Raw genomic sequence first — 21,779 nt, 5'->3', positions numbered from 1 at the left:
TTGCATCGGGAATTGATCATAAGAATGAAACAACATGTATTTATGTACTAGAAAAGGATTTTGATGCTGCCCAAAAAGCAATAGTAAACTACAGAGAGACTGTGAGAAAAAGTCTGTAAATAAGATTCTTCTATGATAATGAAGGGTGAAAAGTTCTTTCACAGAGCTTTTTGCCCTTGCTCTTTATATACAACAGGTGCAAATCTGCATGTCAAGAGCAGGCGGATTTTCCGCCTGTCTTAACTGTTTCAGAGTTACTGTTCACTCCCAATGTCATTTACTTAAGGAATTTCCTTGTAAAAAAAGGATTTTGATATGGATCACTTAAAAGAACTCTACCATCTCAGATGGTCACAGGAAACAGCATACCGGGATCTAAAATACCCACTATGTTTAAAAGCATTTCATAGCCAAAAGTATGCTTATATTGTACAGGAAGTATTTGCCAGGGTACCCATGAGCTTTTGTTACCGTTAGCAGTAACTGCCCATGTGCTGTACCGCAAGACCGTGGGAAATTATCTGATCTTTCACAGTGGAAATGATGCACAGATCCATGACATGCTGGAAAATCTCTATATCGAATATCTAGGCCACGCCAAATACAGCTGCACCTTTCTCAACTCCATGCTAGTCATGTTCTGGGCCATGCTGCTGCGTTTTCACGAAAATGATATTGAATCCATCCTTACAAAGGACAGCACCGGAAATTCTGTAACGGAAATCCTCAACTACCTGAACCGTCACTACCAGAGCGTTACCTTACGTGAAGCTGCGAAGCATTTTGGCTATAGTACTTCCCACTTCAGTACCCTGATCAAGGAAAGTACCGGACGGACATTTTTACAGATCATCCGAGATATCAAGCTGAACCAGGCATGTCATGCTCTGCGTGAAACCTCTCTCAGCAATCTTGCGATCTGTGAACTTGTAGGGTATGAAAGTCCGGAGCATTTCATGCGTACTTTTAAAAAAACATATGGAATGACTCCCGGTGAATACCGGAAGAAGAACAGGGAATAAAAGATTACAAGATCTTATATATTTTCTGTATAACAGATGCCGTTCCGGGAGATACTTATTATATCCTCCCCTTTAGAATGCAGAGGGCTTCGCGATGGTGCAGGCCCTCTGCGTTTCTCTTTTCACACTGAAGGTCATTTCACACCAAGCTTCTCAAGCGCTTTCGCCGCCTGCTTCAGATTCTCAAACTGGATGGTATGGATACCGGCTTTTCCGGCTCCCTCACAGTTCACGGCACGATCATCCAGAAATACCGATTTCTCCGGTTTCAGGCTGTAACGCTTCAGAAGTGTTTTGTAAATATCCACCTCAGGCTTGATCTGCTGCACATCACAGGAAAATACCACTCCATCCATATATTTCAGAAAAGACATATCCTGCTTTGTACGATCCAGCATATAAGTTCCGTAGTTGGAAAGGACATAGAGATGATATCCCTGATTTTTGAGATATTTCACCCAGGTTTCCGCATAATCATACAGATGCATACACTCCGGATCACGTCGTACCACCTCACGAATATCTGCTTCATATTCCGGTGCACTTTCCACAAATTTATCTACATACCAGGACTCCTCATGCTGTCCACGGTCCTGTTCCTCCCAGATCGGGTTTCGAAATACTGCATCTGCGATTTTCTGATACTTTTCTTCCGGGAAGTCATAGCTCCGAAGATACTCTTCCCAGTCATAGCCCATCAGCACATTTCCCACATCAAAAATAATATTCTCGATCATACGGTTTTCATCCTCTCTCGGCTTCTTATTTCCCCAGATCCGGTACGCCATCCAGAAAACATACGCTACGATCGGTACCAGAACTGCTGCCGCAAAAGCCCCCCGGAACAAAGCCTGGGCGTTTTCACTGCTTCCCCAGGCAAATGCCATTGGAAGGCAGAATATAAGAAGTAATATGACAACACCTGCAAGTGCCGCGATTCTTTTAAAATTTTTCATTGAGCTTCCTTTCACATGATACATCCGCTATTCTATCTGTTATTTTAACTGAATATCTCTTTGAAACAAAAGGGCGCCGGAGAAATTCTTCCCCGGCGCTTCCTGTTGTCATAATCCTGATACTGTAAAAATAATTATCTGTAAATGATGTCGTTTCTTCCTGGTCCGTTAGAGATCATTGTGATCGGGAATCCAATATGTTTTTCTACGAACTCTACATATTTTCTGCAGTTCTCCGGAAGATCCTCATATTTTTTGATTCCACGGATATCGCATTTCCATCCCGGAAGCTTCTCAATAACCGGTTTTGCTTTCTCAAGCTGCACAGTTGTCGGGAATTCTGTTGTCACCTCTCCGTCGATCTCATAGCCTGTGCAAACCGGGATCTCATCCAGATATCCCAGAACATCCAGTACTGTAAAAGCAACGTCTGTAGCTCCCTGGAGACGGCATCCGTATTTGGATGCAACACAGTCGAACCATCCCATACGTCTCGGACGGCCTGTAGTAGCACCGAACTCACCACCGTCACCGCCACGTTTTCTCAGCTCATCTGCTTCCTCGCCGAAGATTTCAGAAACGAATGCACCTGCTCCAACTGCACTGGAGTAAGCTTTGCATACGGTTACGACCTTCTTGATCTCATATGGAGGCAGGCCTGCACCGATAGCACCATAAGCAGCCAGTGTGGAAGAGGATGTAACCATCGGATAGATTCCGTGATCCGGGTCTTTCAGAGTTCCGAGCTGTCCCTCAAGAAGAACCTGTTTTCCCTCTTTCAGTGCATTCCAGAGATAGAGAGATACGTCGCATACGTATGGCTCAACCATCTTCTTGTATTCCATCAGCTCATTCATGATGTCTTCCGGTTTCAGAAGAGGCTTATGATAGAGATGCTCAAGTGTTACGTTCTTGGTCTCGCAGATACGTACAACCTTCTCTTTCAGTGCTTCCTCATCAAAAAGCTCACTTACCTGGAAGCCGATCTTTGCATATTTGTCAGAATAGAACGGAGCGATTCCGGATTTTGTGGAACCGAAAGCCTTGCCTCCAAGACGCTCCTCTTCATACTGATCGAACAGAATGTGGTAAGACATTACCATCTGTGCTCTGTTGGAGATCAGGATCTTCGGTGCCGGTACTCCACGGCCTACTACTTCGTTGTACTCCTTGAAGAATACCGGAATGTTCAGTGCAACACCGTTTCCGATGACACTGGTCGTATGTCCGTAAAACACACCTGACGGAAGTGTATGAAGTGCGAATTTACCGTAATCATTTACGATGGTGTGGCCCGCATTGGCTCCACCCTGAAATCTTACGATGATATCGGCTTTCTCAGCAAGCATATCTGTGATCTTGCCTTTACCTTCATCTCCCCAGTTTGCTCCTACTACTGCAGTTACCATAACACAGTTCCTCCTTGTGTCTTTCTCTATTATTCGGAACGGCATGTTCTCTGCCTGTAATACACAGAGACACGTCATTCCTGTCTGTGTTCATTTCTTAATGTTTATAACATCTTGGAATTATACGTTGATCTCAACCTTAACGCCAAGCAGATCCTTATGTGCATCCAGAACCGGCTGTACCACATTGGCGATAAATGCCTCTGTCTGCTCTTTGGCACGTCCTGTATATCTGGACGGATCCATGGATTTCTGAAGATCCTCAAGAGTCAGGTTAAATGCCGGATCTGCTGCGATCAGCTCAAGAAGATTGTTATCTTTACCCTCTACCTTCACGTTCTTTCCTGCTTCCATGGAAAGCTCACGGATACGCTCATGAAGTTCCTGACGGTCTCCGCCTGCCTTAACTGCATCCATCATGATATTCTCAGTTGCCATAAATGGAAGCTCAGACATCAGTCTCTTCTCGATAACCTTCGGATAAACAACCAGTCCGTCTACAACATTGAGGCAGAGATCCAAGATTCCGTCGATCGCAAGGAATCCTTCCGGAACGCTGAGACGCTTGTTTGCAGAGTCGTCCAGAGTTCTCTCAAACCACTGTGTTGCAGATGTGATCGCCGGGTTCAGTGCATCGATCATCACATATCTGGACAGGGAAGCAATTCTCTCACTTCTCATCGGATTTCTCTTATATGCCATAGCGGAAGATCCGATCTGGGATTTCTCAAATGGCTCCTCTACTTCCTTCAGATGCTGAAGAAGACGGATATCGTTGGACATCTTATGTGCACTTGCAGCGATTCCCGCAAGGATATTCAGCACACGGGTATCAACCTTTCTGGAATAGGTCTGTCCGGAAACCGGATAGCAGGATCTGAATCCCATCTTCTCTGCGATCATCGGATCGATCTTGTCGATGGTCTCCTGATCCCCGTCAAAAAGTTCCAGGAAGCTAGCCTGTGTACCGGTTGTTCCCTTGGAGCCAAGAAGCTTCATAGTGCTTAATACATACTCAAGGTCCTCAAGATCCATCAGGAATTCCTGAGTCCAGAGAGTTGCTCTCTTACCTACGGTTGTCGGCTGTGCCGGCTGGAAATGAGTAAACGCCAGAGTCGGCTGATCCTTATACTGTGCAGCAAACTTGGAAAGCTCAGCGATCACGTTCACAAGTTTCTTGCGGACAAGTTTCAGTGCCTCTGTCATAACGATGATATCCGTATTATCTCCTACATAACAGGAGGTCGCTCCCAGATGGATGATACCTTTTGCCTTCGGGCACTGTACACCAAACGCATACACGTGAGACATTACATCATGGCGAACCTGACGCTCACGCTCCTTAGCCACATCATAGTTGATATCATCCGCATGAGCTTTCATCTCGTCAATCTGCTCCTGGGTGATGTTAAGGCCAAGCTCACGTTCCGTCTCAGCAAGTGCGATCCACAGCTTTCTCCATGTGCGGAATTTCATGTCCGGGGAAAAAATGTACTGCATCTCTTTGCTTGCGTACCGCTCTGACAGCGGGCTTACATATCTGTCTGTATTCATTATTATCCTCCTGATTACATACATCCGGGCCGGAATGGCGAATGATCCGTTATCTGCCCGAATCTGGTTAATTCACGCCTCTTGAAATTATATAACATTGCCTCTTTAAAAGCAACCGTTTGTTACTCCATACCCTGATGGAATTTTCCCAAAAATTCCTTCATTCTGCCATTTTCGGAAGAAAATACCTCCTGCGGCGTTCCCTCCACTGCGATCACACCCTTATCCATAAAGATGATACGGTCGGAAATATCTCTTGCAAAATTCATTTCATGAGTAACGATCACCATGGTGATATGCTCCTGAGCAAGATCCTTGATAACCTTCAGGATCTCACCGGTCAGTTCCGGATCAAGTGCAGATGTAGGTTCATCAAAAAACAGGATCTTCGGATTCATACAGAGCGCACGGGCAATGGAAACTCGCTGCTGCTGTCCTCCGGAAAGCTGAAAAGGATATGCCTTCTCCTTGTCTGCAAGGCCCATTTTCTTAAGAAGGCTTCTTGCCTGGACGTAAACCTCATCTTTCTTTCTCTTCTGCACCTTCAAAGGTGCATCCACTATATTTTTCAGTACGGAAAAATGCGGAAACAGATTGAACTGCTGGAACACCAGTCCCACATCACCGTTTTTGATGATCTCGCCGCTGTCCGGCGTCTCAAGTCCTGTGGCACAACGCAGGATGGTTGACTTGCCGGAACCGGAAGGACCGATGATACTTAAAACTTCTCCCTCTTCCACGTCAAGAGAGATATCTTTGAGAACTTCCAGTCCGTCAAAGCTTTTTTTGATATGTTTCATTTCAAATAATTTCATATTTTATACTCTCCATTCCGGTTAGCGGTAGTAATTCATACTTTTCTCAACCTTCTGCATCACAACAGCCACGATCAGGTTGAACACATAATAAAATATCGCAGCGATCACAAATGGCATCATTGTTGTCTGTGCACTTGCGATCTGCTTGGCAATGGTAAACATCTCCGCAACTGCCACAACAAACGCAAGGGAAGTATCCTTGACCAGCGTAATGACCTCATTTGTAATAGACGGCAAAATCCTCTTGATCACCTGTGGAAGAATGATGCGGAAAAATGTCTGCACCTTATTGTATCCAAGGATCTTTGCAGCTTCATACTGTCCCACCGGCATGGATTCAATGCCGCCGCGGTAGATTTCTGCAAAGTAAGCTGCATAGTTGATGGCAAATGCGATAAATACAGCGATCAGACTATATCCCATGGAAATACGGATCCCGAAAATAAAATAAGGGCCGAAATATACCACCATCAGCTGCAGCATCAGCGGCGTTCCTCTCATGATGGATATGTACCCGGATACAATGGTACGGATCACTTTGTTTCTGGACATTCTGCCAAAACAGATCAGAAGTCCCAGCGGCAGAGAAAACAGCAAGGTTACAAAAAAGATCTCAATAGAGACCAGCATTCCTCCTGCCAGCTGCTGGAGCATTACACTAAAACTCATTTTTTTCCTCCTGGTTCGGAGTATCAGTCCCATTTATCGGACTGATACCTGTAATTCCTGTAAACAACAGGAAATGAGCGTGTACGGCAGCTCTTTCTGCGCCGAAGCACCCTCATTTCCTTTTTATGCGGAAGCTTCAAAAGCTTCTGCTATGTTTCTTATTTCTACTGCTGTTGGATAGCTTAAAAAATATCTTCACAGCTTTTACTGTACCGGATCTGTACCGGATCATTTGGATTCAGAATCGGTTTCTTTCTCTGTGCTGTCTGCACTTTCTTCTGTGTCAGCTTCTGCTGAATCAGAATTCTCTGTCTTATCCTTGTCCTCGCTGATGCAGAGCATGCTCTTATCCAGTTCATACTTATCTGCAAGCTTGTCAACCTCACCGGACTCGTCAAGCTTCTTGACCTCATCCCATACGAGATCCTTCAGCTCATCATTTCCCTTCTTGAATCCGATGCCATACTGCTCGTTCTGGATCGGCTCGTCAAGGATCACATATTTATCCTTGCCTCTCTGGGAAAGCTGATAGTTAGCAACACCAATATCAACAGCAACAGCGTCTGCAGCTCCGGAATCAATATTCATAAATGCAGTGTTGTAGTCCGGATTCTCTGTAAGAGATGCAAAGCTGTCCTTCAGGTCCTTATTGTCATCGTTGTTCAATGCGTCCAGTGCAGCGGATGCAGCCTGTACAACTACGTTCTTGCCCTTAAGATCCGCAAGCTTCTCAATTTCAGAATCCTTGGCAACTACGATCACCTGCTCATTGTTGATGTATGGATCACTCCATGTATAGTCATCCTCACGTCCGTTGATAGTAAATCCATTCCATATACAGTCGATCGTTCCGGAGTTCAGCTCCATATCCTTGGAATCCCAGTTGATAGGCTTCTTAACAAGTTCCCAGCCAAGATTATCACATACTTCCTGGGCAAGGTCAAGGTCAAATCCTACATATTCTCCGTTATCATCCTTATATCCGAACGGAGGATATTCAGCATCAAATCCTACGATCAGGGTCTTATCCTCAACACCTGCCTGTACACTCACTCCTGTTACCATCATTCCTATTGTCATCGCTGCCGCCATTACTACTGCAACTGTTCTTTTCTTCATGGTCATTCTCCTTTTTTCGGTTATCTCTTTATCACATGGTCACTCTACCACGTGAAAGCGTATGGTTATAGTAACATACCCAAAAGGAGCTGTCAAGAGCAAACCTTCTGCTCTGCCAGATAATCTTTGTATTTCTTTCTGGCCGTTTTCAGATATGTTCTGGAAATTGGGATTTCCGTCTGTCCGACCACAAAACTGTTCTTCTTAAGTGAAGTTACCTTCTCCATGTTAATACAAAAGCTCTGATGACATCTCAAAAAGCTGCTGTCTGACAGCTGTCCCGAAAAATCCCCCAGCCTGGCTCTGCAGCTGATCTTTTTTCCATCGGTAAGATGAAATGTCACACTGTGAAGACTACTGGATATATATGCCAGATGATCGTGCTGCAGTGTATAAACCTGTTTCCTGTAGCGAAAATACAGCGCTCTTCCGCCTTCACGCCTGCATACCTCCAGGATATGTACCAGAACATGTTCCAGTTCTCCACTTTCAACCGGTTTGACCAGATAGTTATAGGCAAACACTTCAAATGCTTCTTTATAGAATTTTTCATTCTCTGCCACCAGCACAACCGGGATATAATGTCCTTTCAGGCGCATTGTCCGTACAGTTTCCAGACTCCTGCCCTGATCACCATCCAGCCCCAGAAATATCAGATCGCAGATCTTGTGTCCCTCTGCCAGTCCTTTCAGAAGACTCTCTCTGGTCCGATACAGAAGGAGCTCTGCATCAGGGACCAGTGTGGAAAGCTGCCTGTACAGCTTCTGTGCATCCTTTCGTATTTCATCACATATCGCGATCGTCATCACTGCCATTGCCGTGTTTTCCTCCCTCATGCTCTTTCTGATATTAACATTTTATTTTCAAAGAAAGACCTACGCAATATGTGCTTCTAATTGTGCCTTGTTTTTTTACAAATTATTGCAATTCATGATCTGTTTTCGTATAATAATGTCATATAAGTGCCAAAAGGAGTACTACTATGTCTGATTTCAGCAACAAATGCCGGGAATACCTAAAGGATACAGGAGAAAACGTTTATCAGTTATCTGCTTCTTCGGGACTTGACCGTACCTCGCTACAACGTATGATCACAGGGAAACGTCTTCCCGGTATTGATTTTGTGCGCCAGTTCTGCGATTCCCTCCGGATCAATCCTTCCCAACGCCGGGAACTGATGGAATTATACAAAATAGAAAAAATCGGAAAAGAAATATATTACAACCGCAAATATATACAGGAGCTTCTGGGTGTTATCAGCTCCCAGCAGGTCATTTCCCGGGAGGGTTTTCTCAAGCTTCCATCCTTTCCCTTTTACCGTGGAACTTTTTCTCTTGATGTGGAAAAGAAGGTCCTGAACCTTTTTGAGGACATCCTGTCTTCCGGTTCTTCTGAAACGATCCGTACCAACCTTCCGGCCAACTGCCGGCTTCTTGTACAGATCTTTTCCCATCTTTATCCCAAATATGAGAAACTGCCACCGGTGATCCAGATCCTGCCGCTTCACCAGAACCCGTCCGCCTCACCGGATTACAACATGAATCTGGAAACCTTTCTCTGCACACTCCTTCCGATCCTGTCAGGTTTTGTGGGCTACCAGCCATATTATTACTATACTCAGACAGGCCGAGAGTTTTCCAGCTATGAACTGTTTCCTTTTTTCTTACTCACTGAAAAAAAGCTGCTGCTGTTATCCTCGGATATGATGACCTGTATTTTTACTGAAAATCCGGAAGCGATCCACGCATATCAACAGGAATTCCGGCGGGCTCTTGAGAATTCCAGCCAATTCTTCCTGCAGTCGGATTCTCCGGACAAGATCCTTAATATCTTTGGTTCTATCATGCAGACAAAGATCTCAACAAATTTTGCACTGGAATCTCATCCCTGCCTTGCACTGATGTCCTATGGTCCGGGCTTTATTCAGTCATTGTTTGATAACAGGGATATCGATCTTTCCAATCCGGTCTATACCCAGCTGGCAGCGGTTCTGAACCAGACTTCCTTTTCTTTTACAGAATCTGCCTTTTCCTGCAATTATTTTACACTGAGCGGGATCCGGAAATTTGCCCGTACCGGACTCCTTGACGGACCTTATTCCTACCATCAGACCCCTCTTCCGAAAGAAGAACGAAAAAAAGCCCTCAAGCATCTTCTTGACACAGATATGGGACATGAAAAATGCAGGATCCTGAAGCCTTCCGTACTTCCTGAAACCGGGATCCATCTGGAAGTTCTGTCTGACTATTCCGTTTTTCTCTGCTTTCTTTCCGAAAAAGATACTTTTCTCTGTATCTATCTGAAAGAGACCAGTATCGGACAGGCCCTGAATGATTACCTCTGTTCCCTGTCTGAGGAAGAATCCGTATATACAAAAAAAGAAGCCCGGCAGATCCTGCTGGGACTTCTTGAACAGCTTTAAGAGCCGGTACTTCTGTGATATTCTCTTGTGAGATCCTCCAGGATCCTGTCGGTTTCTCCGGATGCGATATGCTGCTCCGGGAGACCGGCAAAGCTTTTCAGAGCCTGGTCTGTTTCCTGCCTTACCATTTCATCTGTCTTCAGATCTTCCTGTCGTTTCCTGTATTCTTCTTCACTGTGAACACTGCGGTAGGCCAGAAGATAAACCTTCAGCGCTTTCTCTGAATGATTCTCCTTCCATGCTTTCCAAAAGCAATCCAGCGCTTTATCCATCTGGAACAGGTAACTGTATGCGCATCCCTGATTATGCAGGATCCTTTCACGCATCTCTCCGGTGATTTCTTTCCCGCCATGCTCCAGAAGCTTCTGATAAACACGGAGTGCATTCACATACATCCGATTCTCCATCAGCGCATCACCTTTGCGTTTCTCCCGTATTTCTTCAGGTTCACGTTTTCTGGCTTCAATGCGCCCGTTTAAGGTCTTAAGCTCTTCATAAGCCAGATAATTGATCTCTTTAAATATCGGATACAGTACTTCTTCAAGTCCGGCCTCTCTTCCAATATAAGGTTTCAGCTTGGCCGCAAGCTTCGGAAGCTCCAGTTCTTCCTCCAGCCAGGTACAGAGCTTACTGCTGATCAATGAGCTGTCCACAAGATAAAGATTGTTATAAAGATAATAGCAGAGTTCTTCTATAGAATAGATATTGGTACTGATATTTTCGATATAAAACGGCTTCTCTGCCTTTTTTACCTGACATAAAATATATCCGCTCATGCCTGCTTCCTTTCTTCCTGCTCATCCCATCGTACCAGTTCCCTCCAGATCTTCCCACTGGAAGGATACATTTCGCCAAAGCCCAGATCCTCTACTGTGATCTCACAGTCTCTCGGCGATACGTATTTCAGCGTGAGGGAAAGCCTTGAAGTCCGATTAGGCCGCTTTGGCAGACCCTCAAGTGCCATGGCCACACGTTTCTTCTCGGTTTCTTCCGGAATACTTACTACAAATACCAGTTCACTGGTATCATCCAGGATCAGCTCGCAGGATGCACTGCATTCATACCAGTTGCTGCCGCTTTCGATCAGCGGATAGTAAGCCGGAGAGCCCATCACCCGCATATCCATTCCTACGTCCGCAGTCACCAGCGAATCACTTAAATAGCGGTAACCTTTGAGTTTTTTATCCTCCAGCCTGTCCTTACCGGCTATGCAGGCTCCCTTTGCAAAAAGATTGTTTCCGTAAAAAACCTTCCGTCCCTGATGACACAGGAGCTTTACAGACTGCTGTGCCCACTGCTGGTCAAATCCTTCTCCCGTGATCTGCACACTGGAGAAGAGCTCTTTGCCGAGAGTCTTACTGATAAAACGGTAAAATTCCACATCACGGATCTCTTCTTCCGGTTCAAGCTTTGTACTGACCGGATCCTCCAGTTTTACAAGCACCGGTCTGGAAGAGCCGTTGATGTTCAGCTTCCGGAAAGTTACCGTATCGCCTGCAAAGGCATACCATCCTACACTTCGATTCCAGGTTTCCCGTTTCTGTCCCAGTGCATAATAATAAAAGCTCTCGCCATAGTCCATAAGCATATATTTCTCACGGGAAAAACCTGCAAGGCTGCAGGCCTTCTGATAATTCCGTACCTGAAGTGTACTAAGCTCCGGCGATGTGATACAAAGGCACCGGGTATTCTTTACGATATCCTGGATTCCCAGAAATTTCAGGATTCCCCTTAGAAAATGTGCCAGAAGCTCTGCCGGCTCTTTTTCCTCTCCTGCCACCTGGATCTTTTCTTCCTTCTGACAGATATCATAGATATTTCCGATCATGATCCCGCCCTTTTCCCTGGCAAAATACTCTGCTTCCAGGCCTACGCAGTAATCACCGTGATCGGTACGATAGCAGATACAGCCCGGAGCTTCGTACTGACTGGCTCCTACCTTCATGGAAAGAGAACGGGCTTCTTCTGCTTTTCTGTCATAATAACAGATCTGTGTGTATTCTTTTCCAATATCAATTCCTATGATCAAGTCACGAATTTCATTCATCTTTCCGGTTCCTTCTCTATGACAAACATTTCATTAACGTACTGTTCCTGCCGGAGATACTGTGCCAGCTTCTCCTTCACTTCCGTATCTTTCTCCAGTTTCCTTGCACAGAGTATTTGATTGATCAGCTGATATTTGCTGGATGCCTGGTCATTACTCTGGCTCATGGTCAGTATTTTTTCTTCCGTTTTGTGTACACCGGTTTCATCTTCTGTCTGGAAATAATATCGCAGGGTCTCTCCATAAAACAATGTAAATGCTCTGGCAAAAATTCCCTCATAGACATTTTTGAGCGGTTCACTTTTATAGTCCGGTACAGTTCCAAGTCCTGTATCCAGGGAATAATACAGTGTGACCAAAGTCTCCGGTGAAGTATGATACTCTACAAAAGTCTTATCATCCAGCTGATACGGTCGCAGGATACTCTGATCCAGATTCCGGAAAAACTCAAATAGCATTCCTTCCTTTACACAGGAGGAGAGGATTTTTTCCTCCATTTCCAGATTTTCTTCATCAGCAGTTTTTTCTTCGGAAAGCAGTTTCAGAAGGGTCAGGTCACAGATCCGGTCTCCGGGCCACTCCTTTTCTCTGCGATTTTTCAGATACTCCTTAAGTCCAGGCATCTCCGGCATTTCTTTTACAAACATTCCGTAAGACATCAGAGTCAGATACGCACCAATCACACTCTCTTTTCCGGAATGACGGATATATGCTTTCAGGATATCCGCACCCTCTGGCCGGTAATCCCAGTTAAACATCAGAAGAGAAAGGATCCTCTCCTCCAGATTATAGGTATCCATCTCAAACCCACAGGCACTTTTCCAGATATCCAGAAGTTCATCCACAGGTCCAAACCGGAATTTCATCAGATACATGAGGATCACTTCATCATAGATTCCCTGTCGGTATACATGAGAGGAAAGTGCGATCAGCTCTTCGTCTTCCGCACAGTCACAGCGGATGATCATACGGCTTACCAGCTTCAGAAGCGCACGCTCCTCTACTCCTTCAAATCCAAATGCTTCCACCACGCTCATAGCCTGCGGAAACAGTCCCCGCTGGATCAGGATCTCCAGAAGGGTTTTCCGGTCGACCATGGCATATTCCCGATAATCCATCATCTCCAGACAGGCATCCAGATCTTCTCCCTGCACGTGATCCCGATAATAATCCAGGATCTTTTTGCGGATCAGCCTCTTATATTCATCGGTAAACGCCGGTGAAAGGACCAGTTTCTGAAAAATTCCCAGATTCTTACGACTGATCTCCTGACCCTGACAGTAATACAAAAGCACAGCCGGTTCATCCGCCCCTTTTTCCAGCACTGCCGGAACCATCTCACGATCATCAAAAAGTGGTGTCAGATTATAATCTACCGTAGCAGCATAACGTCTCTGTTTTTCATCCTGAAATACAACGGCCGCATCTTCGCTGCAGATCCTTGGGTAAGCGATCCCATGGATACACGGATAGATTTCTTCCTGTTTCATCTGTCTGTGACGGACGATCACACTGCGGACCTTCGGATCATCCGTATACAGCCGGCAGGTAAACATTCTGGAGGCGATCACCTGCGCTTTTTCGCTGTCCGATGGTTCCCGCATGAATTCCTGATAAACAGCGGCATAATTTTCATTCATCCGGCCTTCCCGTAACTTACGGAAAGCAAATTCTTCCATGCTTTCACGATAACTTTCGTATGTCTGTGGATCACGTTCCTTCCCTGCAATGATGCATGCATACAGATAGGCACGCTTGGAATCACCGAGAGTATTGTTGTTATAGGTAAAATACATCAAAAGCGGTTTCGGCAGGACTCTCCGATAAGAAGTATCCAGTGTTTCCACATAATATTCATACAGCCGTGTGATCCGAATCCCGCGGTCCACGGCAGCGGAAAACCACTGAAAATATTCCGGTTTTCTTGGATTTCCCTTCATAATATATTTACAGATAGCTTCCACGGTATCATCCGACGGAAAGGCTTCACATCCCATGGCCATAGCACGGTACAGACTTTCGTTAAAAGCTTTCTCATAACCGGAAAGATATGCCAGGCGCATGACCAGCTCTTCCGTCAGCATCTGTTCTTTTCCTGCAAAAAGGAATACCTGGGCCCAGAACCCATTGATTCGATGCAGCAGAGACATATCTGCACAAATACTGTTCCATGCTTCCAGATACAGAAAAGGACTTGTACATCCCCGCTCAAAAAGTTCCTCCATCAGAAAGATCTTTTTTGACGGAGAAAGCGTATGATCCATTTCAAATACCAGTTTCAGAAGGATAAAGCTGTCTTCCTTCTGCATCTGGAAATTCTGTACCTTGCGGAGGGCCTGTTCCTTATCCCGGTACAGCCCGGTCTGTGTACACAGATACAGATAAATCCCTGCCAGTTCCAGTTCATTGTGATGAAAGGATTTATTCTGATAACGCTCAAGGATTTCTGAAGCCTGGTCATCTTCTCCTTCCAGATGAAGAAGATAGGCTTCCAGAAGCTGATATTCCGGATATTTCAGTCCGTTTTCGCCCATACGGTCAAGCTTCTCATGAGTAGAGGCTGTCCAGGCCTGAAAATCTGTTCTTTTACAGAGATATCCCAGGTATTCCTTCATCAGAGATATCCGGTACTGTTTTTCCAGAAGATCCAGGTTCACGGCACTCTCAGTTCCTCTGGATGCAAGAACGTGATATACCAGTTTCTGGTATGGGGTTTTTACAATGATCTCGCCGTACTGATTTCCTTTTCCCAGTTTTTCCTGGCGGATCACATAGTTTATTTCACAGGTACTTCCGATAAAATCCTCTTCTGTGACCACATGCTTGCCTGCCTCCAGAAAATCCCCGTTTACCTCAATATCTGCCCGCAGGTGTCCCCATCCGCTCCTGTGGATATAAAGGGATTCCTGAACAGATTCACTGACATCATAAAAACCGGCCTCTTCTCTGTTCAGACTCAATGTCACCTTTTCCTTGGCACCGGCTGCGATCAGAAATTCCTCCAGATGCTGATAGGTCACCGGCTGCTGTGACATTCCTGCATAAAGAGAACGGATCTTCTCACTCTGATCACTCAGGATCAGGGAAAAATGTCGTTCTGTAAAGATCCGGTAAGCCTCATGGAAATCTTCCTTTGCAATGTGCAGAAATTCTTCCAGAGAAGATACCTTTCTGCCTGCACTCTTCACCTCTTCCGTCTGTACCTGTACAGTGAACGGCAGCTTATATTCTCCGATACTGGTAGTAAAACACAGCCAGCCTTCAAAGCTCTCTCCCGGCTTCATTCCCTCTGCATCTACCCCATAAGGCATGCGCACTGTGGTTCCGGAAAAGCGGTCAAATCCCGGCACCAGTCTCCGATCAGATGAAGTCACAAAGCCACTGATCCTGCGGTTGTCATCGGTACCGAAATAAATCTCATCCTTTGTAGTCTCTCCTGCCTTCAGCGTAGCGAAAATACGGTCCTGTGAAAACAGAAGCCCAGGCTGTTCATAAATAAATTTTCCGTTAAGAAGCTGTTCTATCCTCTTTTTCAAAATATATACTCCTCATCAATATACACTGATTGTTGTCACTCGTATTTTATGATTATACACCAGATCAGAATGTGGCGCAACAGGTGTTCGCCTCTGTCCTTTTTATAAAGTTTCTGTTGGAAAAGCACGAAAAGCACGTCCGGCTCATAAGCTATAAGGAAATCCCCTTTGAGGTGAACCCTTGAAAACCTTTCTGAAACCGCTTTCTTTTGCGGAAGAGCAGTTCTATCTTCTGCAGCTCCAAAGGGGCGATCCGGAAGCAAAAAATATCCTTATCGAACACAATCTCCGCCTCGTAGCACATGTTGCAAAAAAATATCAGGGATGTGACGAGGATCCGGATGATCTGATCTCCATAGGCACCATAGGTCTGATCAAAGCCATTTCCACCTTTGATCCCAGCCGGACTTCCAAGCTTTCCACTTATGCTGCACGGTGCATTGACAATGAGCTTCTCATGATGTTCCGTGCCCGCAGGAAACGTTCCAGAGAAGTTTCTCTCTATGAACCCATCGGCACAGACCGGGAAGGCAACGAGATCAGCCTTCTCGATATCATTGAAAGTCCACCCGTTGATGTTGTGGATGATTGTTTCAAAAGGGACAGCATTTCCTATCTTCTCCGTTATATCCGGACAGTACTCTCCCCAAAGGAATACCAGGTAATCTGCTGCCGCTACGGTTTGAATGGCCAGGAGCCACTGACCCAGCGAGAGATTGCTGAAAATCTCTCCATCAGCCGCTCCTATGTATCCCGTATCGAAAAGAACGCTCTTCGAAAACTCCGTACTCTTTTTCCTGAAAATCAGTAAAGGGGAGAACGTTCTTTTCGTTCTCCCCTTTACTCTCTTATCCACCCTTTCGGATCATTCACCTCTTCGGAGAATATCAAATACCTCCGGCATCTCAGTCAGTTTCACATAGATCCTCTGCTGAGCATGTGGTGCACTCTCCATAGCTTCGCCCTCTTCATTATAAATGGCTTCCACTGTGACCGGAATATTCCTTCCGTCCGGTTTCATGATCTCGATGGTCTCTCCTACAGAAAACTTGTTTCTCTGTGTCAGTCTTGCCAGACCTCTCTCATCGATCTCTTCTGCAAATCCAAGATATGTGTATTCTCTTACATATGTGTTGCTGTCATAGATCTGGGTATTCTCATCCGGCTTTCCGTAGAAAAATCCGGTGGTAAACTGACGGTAGGTACAATTTGAGATCTGCTCCTGATACCACGGCATATTTGCATGATATTTTTCCGGACTTTCCATACAGTCGTCAATGGCTTTGCGGTAGGTTCTTGCCACTGTTGCCACATAAAGAGCTGTTTTCATACGTCCTTCGATCTTCAGGCTGTCAATACCGCTTGTAAGGATATCTTCCATATGTTCTACCATACAAAGATCCTTGGAATTAAAAATAAAAGTTCCTCTCTCATTTTCAAATACCGGCATATATTCTCCCGGACGCTTCTCCTCCACAACAGAATATTTCCATCTGCAAGGATGGGTACAGGCTCCCTGATTGGCATCTCTTCCTGCCATAAAGTTACTGAGAAGACATCTTCCGGAATAGGAAATGCACATGGCACCGTGAATAAACGTTTCAATCTCCATATCCTCCGGAATATGTGCCCGGATCTCCCGGATCTCTTCCAGAGAAAGCTCTCTTGCACTTACCACACGTTTGGCACCAAGGTTATACCAGAAACGGTAAGTCTCATAATTGGTATTATTTGCCTGTGTACTGATGTGACGCTCGATCTCCGGGCAGATTTCCTTTGCATACATAAAGATTCCCGGATCTGCGATGATCATTGCGTCCGGTCCGATCTCCTTCAGTTCCTGAAGATATTCCCTTACACCCTCAAGATCACGGTTATGCGCCAGGATGTTTACTGTCACATAAACCTTTACACCATGGGAATGGGCAAATGCGATTCCCTCACACATATCTTCTTTTGAAAAATTCTTAGCCTTTGCACGAAGTCCAAAAGCTTCTCCGCCGATGTAAACAGCATCTGCACCATATATGACGGCAACCTTTAAAACCTCAAGGCTGCTCGCCGGAACCAATAGTTCTGGTCGTTTCATAAACCTGTTCTCCTGTTTTTACACTTACAGCCGCTCCGTCTCCAAGAGGAAGCACCGATGTACGAAGCACCGGACTGTGAGTCAGCTGCCAGAGATATTCTCTCATTCTTTTATAGATTGTACGGTTACGCCGTTCCACAAGATAATGAGATTCAATAATATCCCCTTCCTGCAGCACGTTGTCAGATACCAGCACGCTTCCCTCTTTCATCAGTCTCAGCACGTCAGGAAGCCAGTGGATATACTGGCCCTTGGCTGCGTCCATGAAGATCATATCAAAGGTTCCGGTAAGATTCTTCAGGATCTCTCCGGCATCTCCCTCCAGAAGCGTGATCTGTGACTCTCTTCCTGCGCGCCTGAAATTATCCTTTGCGACAGGAATTCTTTTTTCATAATTCTCTATGGTAACAATTTCCATATCTTCCGGCCCATACTCACACATAAGAAGTGTGGAGAAGCCTACGGCAGTCCCCACCTCCAAAATGCGCTTCGGTTGTTTCAGTGCCAGAAGCATCCTCATAAAGCTCTGCATATCTCTCCGGATGATCGGCACCCGGTCTGCAAGTGCCTTTGTCTCCAACTCCTGCAGAAATGGAGTATTCCCCATATCCAGTGAATTGATATAGGTCTGCATGCGTTCTTCTACGATCACTGGCTGTTCGATCCTTCCTTGCTCTCTTCTCCTGACAGCACTGCAATGATCCTGGTCGGTGTATAAGCTGTACTGAGAAGGTATGTACCTGCTTTGATCTGTCCGTGATATGCGGACATTCTTTCCTGTATGGTAAATGCAAGCGCATCCTTGATAAGACCCTTCTGCTCCAGTGTCTTGCCTACTTTATATGCAGAAGCACCTTCTTTTATGACTACCGTGACCTGCTGTCCCTCTCCCGGGCTCATAGCCTGCTGGTTAAACACATCGTAGCCAAACTGATATGCTGATTTTCCAACCCAGATCAGAAATACGATAATAAAGATATATACAGCGGTTTTAAATACCCCTCCAGCCAGAAAAACGCCGGCCCTGCCAACCTTGTCTCTTGTGTCTGCCATAGTCTTTCCTCCTATAAGTCAGGAATCTGTATGTCGATCCCGTCCACCAGCGTCCTGCATATCCTCTGCATCAGTCTGCACAGCGCAAGCTCTGCGTCGAGATAGGCATTTACTTTCAGGTTCTGTCTCAGACTTGCAGACTCCTGATTGAGCTGTTCCGCAATATGGAACAGCTCATCCTTGTCTGAATGATTCTGCAGTCTGAAATTATCTCCACGGAATCTCATCACTCTGGCTTTCAGCTCAGGATCCGCTTCAAGCTGGGCTGCCTGTTTCTGATATTCCTGATATTCATCGCTTCTGTGCACAGCATCGAGAAGCTTCTCGATCTCCATGCTGATCTCATCCATGAACCTACGCCTCCATAATGATAGGCAGGATCATAGGATTTCTCTTGGTCCGTTTCCACAGATACTCTCCAAGGGCATCCTTGACCTCGGTTTTGATCTTGCCCCAGTCCGTGATATTGTTCTCCAGGCAGGAATCCAGTGCAGTTTCCACAACCTGTCTGGCATGCTCCATAAGATCCTCAGATTCTCTTACATACACAAAACCTCTGGAAACGATATCCGGACCTGCGAGAACTACATTACTGTGGCGCTCCAGTGTCATAACTACGATCATGATTCCATCTTCAGACAGGTGCTGACGGTCACGGAGTACGATATTTCCCACATCGCCAACGCCAAGTCCGTCTACGAAGATCGCACCTGTATGAACGCTTCCTGTCACCTTGGCATCCTGTCCGTCCAACTCCAGAACATTTCCGGAAGAAAGGATAAAAATATTCTCCTTCGGGATTCCCAGATCTTCCACAATGTGTTTCTGTGCAGTCAGATGACGGTACTCACCATGGATCGGAATGGCATATTTCGGTTTTACGAGGGAGTAGATCAGCTTGATCTCCTCCTGGCAGGCATGTCCGGAAACATGGACATCCTGGAAAATAACCTTGGCTCCCTTCATAGACAGTTCGTTGATGACCTTGGAAACTGCCTTTTCATTTCCGGGGATCGGATTGGAGCTGAAAATGATGGTATCGTTAGGCTTGATCGTGATCTTCTTATGGATATTGGCTGCCATACGGGAAAGTGCCGCCATGGACTCACCCTGGCTTCCGGTTGTGATCAGAACCACCTTGTCGTCCGGATAATTCTTCACCTGATCGATCTCGATCAGTGTGTTCTCCGGGATCTGCAGATAGCCAAGCTCTGACGCTACGGAAATAACATTGACCATACTGCGGCCTTCCACAGCAACCTTTCTTCCGAACCGGTATGCAGTATTAATGATCTGCTGCACACGATCCACGTTGGATGCAAAGGTTGCAATGATGATCCTGGATGTCCGGTACTCATTAAAAAGATTATCAAATACATGTCCCACTGTACGCTCGGACATTGTAAATCCCGGTCTCTCTGCATTGGTACTCTCACACATCAGTGCAAGCACACCCTTCTTGCCGATCTCTGCAAAACGCTGCAGATCTATGGCATCTCCAAATACCGGTGTATAATCAACTTTAAAGTCTCCTGTGTGTATCACGATTCCCACCGGTGAATAAATAGCAAGTGCGGATGCATCCTGGATACTGTGATTCGTTTTGATAAATTCCACAGCGAAATCCCCAAGATTGATCACCTGCCCGTGTTTTACCTCTTTCAATTTGGTAGAACGCATAAGGTTATGCTCTTTCAGTTTGTTGCGGATCAGTCCCAGTGTCAGCTTGGTAGCATAGATCGGAACATTGATCTCTTTCAACACATACGGAAGAGCTCCGATATGATCCTCATGTCCATGAGTGATCACAAATCCCTTCACCTTGGAAATATTTTCCTTAAGGTATGTTACATCCGGAATGACCAGATCGATTCCCAACATATCGTCCTCAGGGAAAGAAAGACCACAGTCTACAACTACAATACTGTCGCCATACTCAAAAGCGGTAATGTTCATTCCGATCTGCTCCAGACCGCCAAGTGGTATGATCTTAAGCTTGGATGTTGTTCTGCGGCCGGTTTTCCGACCGGATGGCCTGCCGCCGGTCTTTGCCGGTTTCTGTGTGTTTCTGCTGTTTTTTACAGCGCCACCGGCTGCTGTTTTCTTTGCTGTTGGCCGGAAAGGCTTATCCTGACGGTTTTTGCTGCCACCACGATACTGTCTTGTTCTTGATCCGGCATTCTTTTGTCTTGCTGCGGTTCTTCTGGCACCGCCTGCGGAAACTTGTACTCTGCTCTCCGCATTTTTGTTGTCATCGTTGTTCTCGCTTTTCAAAAATCGCTCCTCCATTCAAAATTCACGTCATCCAGCATCTGCTGAAAAACTGCATATACAGCCTGAAGTTCGTCATCATCCTCGACCATCTCATAACAGGCTTCTGTGCTTCCCGGAGCTGAAATATCCTTCAGAATATATGCGTCTGCTTCCTCATCCTGTGAATCGGACACCAAAAGATAAGTCACACCCGCAATATTGGTCTGCTCCTCTACGTAAAACTCAGCAGCTGTGCCGTCGTCTGACTGAAATATTATTTTTTCCATATTTAATTCTTCCTTATCCGTTCTTGTCAAGCGGATATTCACAATCCGCATTTGCTACCTGATCCGCTCAAAATATCTATTTGCGTTTCCGATCATTCTTCCACGCCTTCCTGCTGCTCTCTTCTGTGTGCGGCAGCATCCAGATATCCCTGCAGGATAAAGACTGCTGCTACCTGATCCAGATACTGTTTACGGTCTTCCTTATGCACACCGGTCTCCTCCAGAGTACGGTCTGCCGCCATGGTAGTCAGTCTCTCATCCCACATAACAACAGGCAGACCCGTACGTTTCTCCAGCATTTCCTTAAACTCCAGAGATTTCTCGGCCCGCTCTCCTACTGTATTGTTCATGTTTTTCGGGTATCCCAGAACGATCTCCGTAACCTGATACTCCGAAATAATCTCTTCAATACGTGCCAGAGTACGACGAAGCTTGTTTTCCTGCTTGCGCCATACGGTTTCCACACCTTGGGCTGTCAGGCCAAGGGGATCGCTCACTGCAACCCCAACGGTCTTCGAGCCATAGTCCAGTCCCAGTACTCTCAT

General features: G+C 45.8%; 20 protein-coding genes. 3 read left to right on the top strand and 17 right to left on the bottom strand.

Annotated features, from left to right (window positions below):
* The first annotated feature begins 464 nt into the window (after window positions 1-464).
* The gene (locus LI091_RS12825) at window positions 465-1,022 is read left to right on the top strand and encodes a helix-turn-helix domain-containing protein (protein ID WP_173739604.1); all 558 of its coding nucleotides are present in this window, start codon (window positions 465-467) and stop codon (window positions 1,020-1,022) included.
* Between the two features lie 134 nt (window positions 1,023-1,156).
* On the opposite strand, the gene LI091_RS12820 is transcribed toward LI091_RS12825, so the two are convergent.
* From LI091_RS12820 to LI091_RS12790, 7 genes are all read right to left on the bottom strand, one after another.
* Window positions 1,157-1,978: an HAD-IA family hydrolase gene (locus LI091_RS12820; protein ID WP_015527102.1), complete on the bottom strand. Its 822-nt coding sequence runs from the start codon at window positions 1,976-1,978 to the stop codon at window positions 1,157-1,159.
* Between the two features lie 134 nt (window positions 1,979-2,112).
* The gene (locus LI091_RS12815) at window positions 2,113-3,387 is read right to left on the bottom strand and encodes an adenylosuccinate synthase (RefSeq protein ID WP_022426147.1); all 1,275 of its coding nucleotides are present in this window, start codon (window positions 3,385-3,387) and stop codon (window positions 2,113-2,115) included.
* A 120-nt stretch (window positions 3,388-3,507) separates the two neighbouring features.
* Window positions 3,508-4,941 carry an adenylosuccinate lyase gene (gene purB / locus LI091_RS12810; RefSeq protein WP_044961987.1) on the bottom strand — a complete coding sequence of 478 codons (1,434 nt, stop codon included), beginning with the start codon at window positions 4,939-4,941 and terminating at the stop codon, window positions 3,508-3,510.
* 122 nt (window positions 4,942-5,063) lie between these two features.
* Window positions 5,064-5,756 carry an amino acid ABC transporter ATP-binding protein gene (locus LI091_RS12805; RefSeq protein ID WP_110102490.1) on the bottom strand — a complete coding sequence of 231 codons (693 nt, stop codon included), beginning with the start codon at window positions 5,754-5,756 and terminating at the stop codon, window positions 5,064-5,066.
* 21 nt (window positions 5,757-5,777) lie between these two features.
* The gene (locus tag LI091_RS12800; protein ID WP_022426149.1) at window positions 5,778-6,428 is read right to left on the bottom strand and encodes an amino acid ABC transporter permease; all 651 of its coding nucleotides are present in this window, start codon (window positions 6,426-6,428) and stop codon (window positions 5,778-5,780) included.
* A gap of 228 nt (window positions 6,429-6,656) precedes the next feature.
* Complete coding sequence (locus LI091_RS12795; protein ID WP_110102492.1) at window positions 6,657-7,547, bottom strand: amino acid ABC transporter substrate-binding protein; 891 nt, start codon at window positions 7,545-7,547, stop codon at window positions 6,657-6,659.
* Window positions 7,548-7,639: 92 nt separating this feature from the next.
* On the bottom strand, window positions 7,640-8,362 hold the full coding sequence (locus tag LI091_RS12790) for a LytR/AlgR family response regulator transcription factor (protein ID WP_059085394.1): 723 nt from the start codon (window positions 8,360-8,362) through the stop codon (window positions 7,640-7,642).
* A 167-nt stretch (window positions 8,363-8,529) separates the two neighbouring features.
* On the opposite strand from LI091_RS12790, the gene LI091_RS12785 reads away from it, so the two are divergent.
* On the top strand, window positions 8,530-9,969 hold the full coding sequence (locus LI091_RS12785; protein ID WP_173734126.1) for a hypothetical protein: 1,440 nt from the start codon (window positions 8,530-8,532) through the stop codon (window positions 9,967-9,969).
* On the opposite strand, the gene LI091_RS12780 is transcribed toward LI091_RS12785, so the two are convergent.
* From LI091_RS12780 to LI091_RS12770, 3 genes are read right to left on the bottom strand one after another with little or no spacing between them, the layout of a single operon-like run.
* On the bottom strand, window positions 9,966-10,745 hold the full coding sequence (locus tag LI091_RS12780) for a hypothetical protein (RefSeq protein WP_015527094.1): 780 nt from the start codon (window positions 10,743-10,745) through the stop codon (window positions 9,966-9,968). The two genes, LI091_RS12785 and LI091_RS12780, sit on opposite strands and share 4 nt — an antisense overlap.
* Window positions 10,742-12,016, bottom strand: coding sequence for a DUF5716 family protein (locus LI091_RS12775; RefSeq protein WP_265191219.1), 1,275 nt, complete (start codon window positions 12,014-12,016; stop codon window positions 10,742-10,744). The genes LI091_RS12780 and LI091_RS12775 overlap by 4 nt, the downstream gene beginning before the upstream one ends.
* A complete protein-coding gene (locus tag LI091_RS12770; protein WP_265191218.1) occupies window positions 12,013-15,552 on the bottom strand; it encodes a DUF5717 family protein in 3,540 nt (1,179 codons plus the stop codon). Before LI091_RS12770 ends, LI091_RS12775 begins: the two co-directional genes overlap by 4 nt.
* A gap of 181 nt (window positions 15,553-15,733) precedes the next feature.
* On the opposite strand from LI091_RS12770, the gene sigK reads away from it, so the two are divergent.
* Window positions 15,734-16,363, top strand: coding sequence for an RNA polymerase sporulation sigma factor SigK (gene sigK / locus LI091_RS12765; protein ID WP_144094545.1), 630 nt, complete (start codon window positions 15,734-15,736; stop codon window positions 16,361-16,363).
* Window positions 16,364-16,417: 54 nt separating this feature from the next.
* Here the strand turns inward: sigK and LI091_RS12760 are convergent, their stop codons facing one another.
* The 7 genes from LI091_RS12760 to ruvX all read right to left on the bottom strand — a co-directional run bounded on the left by LI091_RS12760 (window position 16,418) and on the right by ruvX (window position 21,779).
* Entirely contained in the window at window positions 16,418-17,641 is a 1,224-nt protein-coding gene (locus tag LI091_RS12760) for a peptidase U32 family protein (protein ID WP_265191217.1), read from the bottom strand.
* The gene (locus tag LI091_RS12755; RefSeq protein WP_021652340.1) at window positions 17,601-18,293 is read right to left on the bottom strand and encodes an O-methyltransferase; all 693 of its coding nucleotides are present in this window, start codon (window positions 18,291-18,293) and stop codon (window positions 17,601-17,603) included. The genes LI091_RS12760 and LI091_RS12755 overlap by 41 nt, the downstream gene beginning before the upstream one ends.
* A complete protein-coding gene (locus LI091_RS12750) occupies window positions 18,290-18,694 on the bottom strand; it encodes an endolytic transglycosylase MltG (protein WP_015527091.1) in 405 nt (134 codons plus the stop codon). The genes LI091_RS12755 and LI091_RS12750 overlap by 4 nt, the downstream gene beginning before the upstream one ends.
* 11 nt (window positions 18,695-18,705) lie before the next feature.
* Entirely contained in the window at window positions 18,706-19,044 is a 339-nt protein-coding gene (locus LI091_RS12745; protein WP_015527090.1) for a YlbF family regulator, read from the bottom strand.
* 4 nt (window positions 19,045-19,048) lie between these two features.
* Complete coding sequence (locus LI091_RS12740; RefSeq protein ID WP_044962008.1) at window positions 19,049-20,683, bottom strand: ribonuclease J; 1,635 nt, start codon at window positions 20,681-20,683, stop codon at window positions 19,049-19,051.
* A 281-nt stretch (window positions 20,684-20,964) separates the two neighbouring features.
* Complete coding sequence (locus tag LI091_RS12735; protein WP_059086846.1) at window positions 20,965-21,234, bottom strand: DUF1292 domain-containing protein; 270 nt, start codon at window positions 21,232-21,234, stop codon at window positions 20,965-20,967.
* A 92-nt stretch (window positions 21,235-21,326) separates the two neighbouring features.
* Entirely contained in the window at window positions 21,327-21,779 is a 453-nt protein-coding gene (gene ruvX / locus LI091_RS12730) for a Holliday junction resolvase RuvX (RefSeq protein WP_092071282.1), read from the bottom strand.

It is taken from the genome of Blautia sp. MSK20_18, from assembly GCF_020553125.1.
Lineage (GTDB): Bacteria > Bacillota > Clostridia > Lachnospirales > Lachnospiraceae > Blautia_A > Blautia_A fusiformis.
This window is presented reverse-complemented; position numbering and strand designations above follow the sequence as displayed.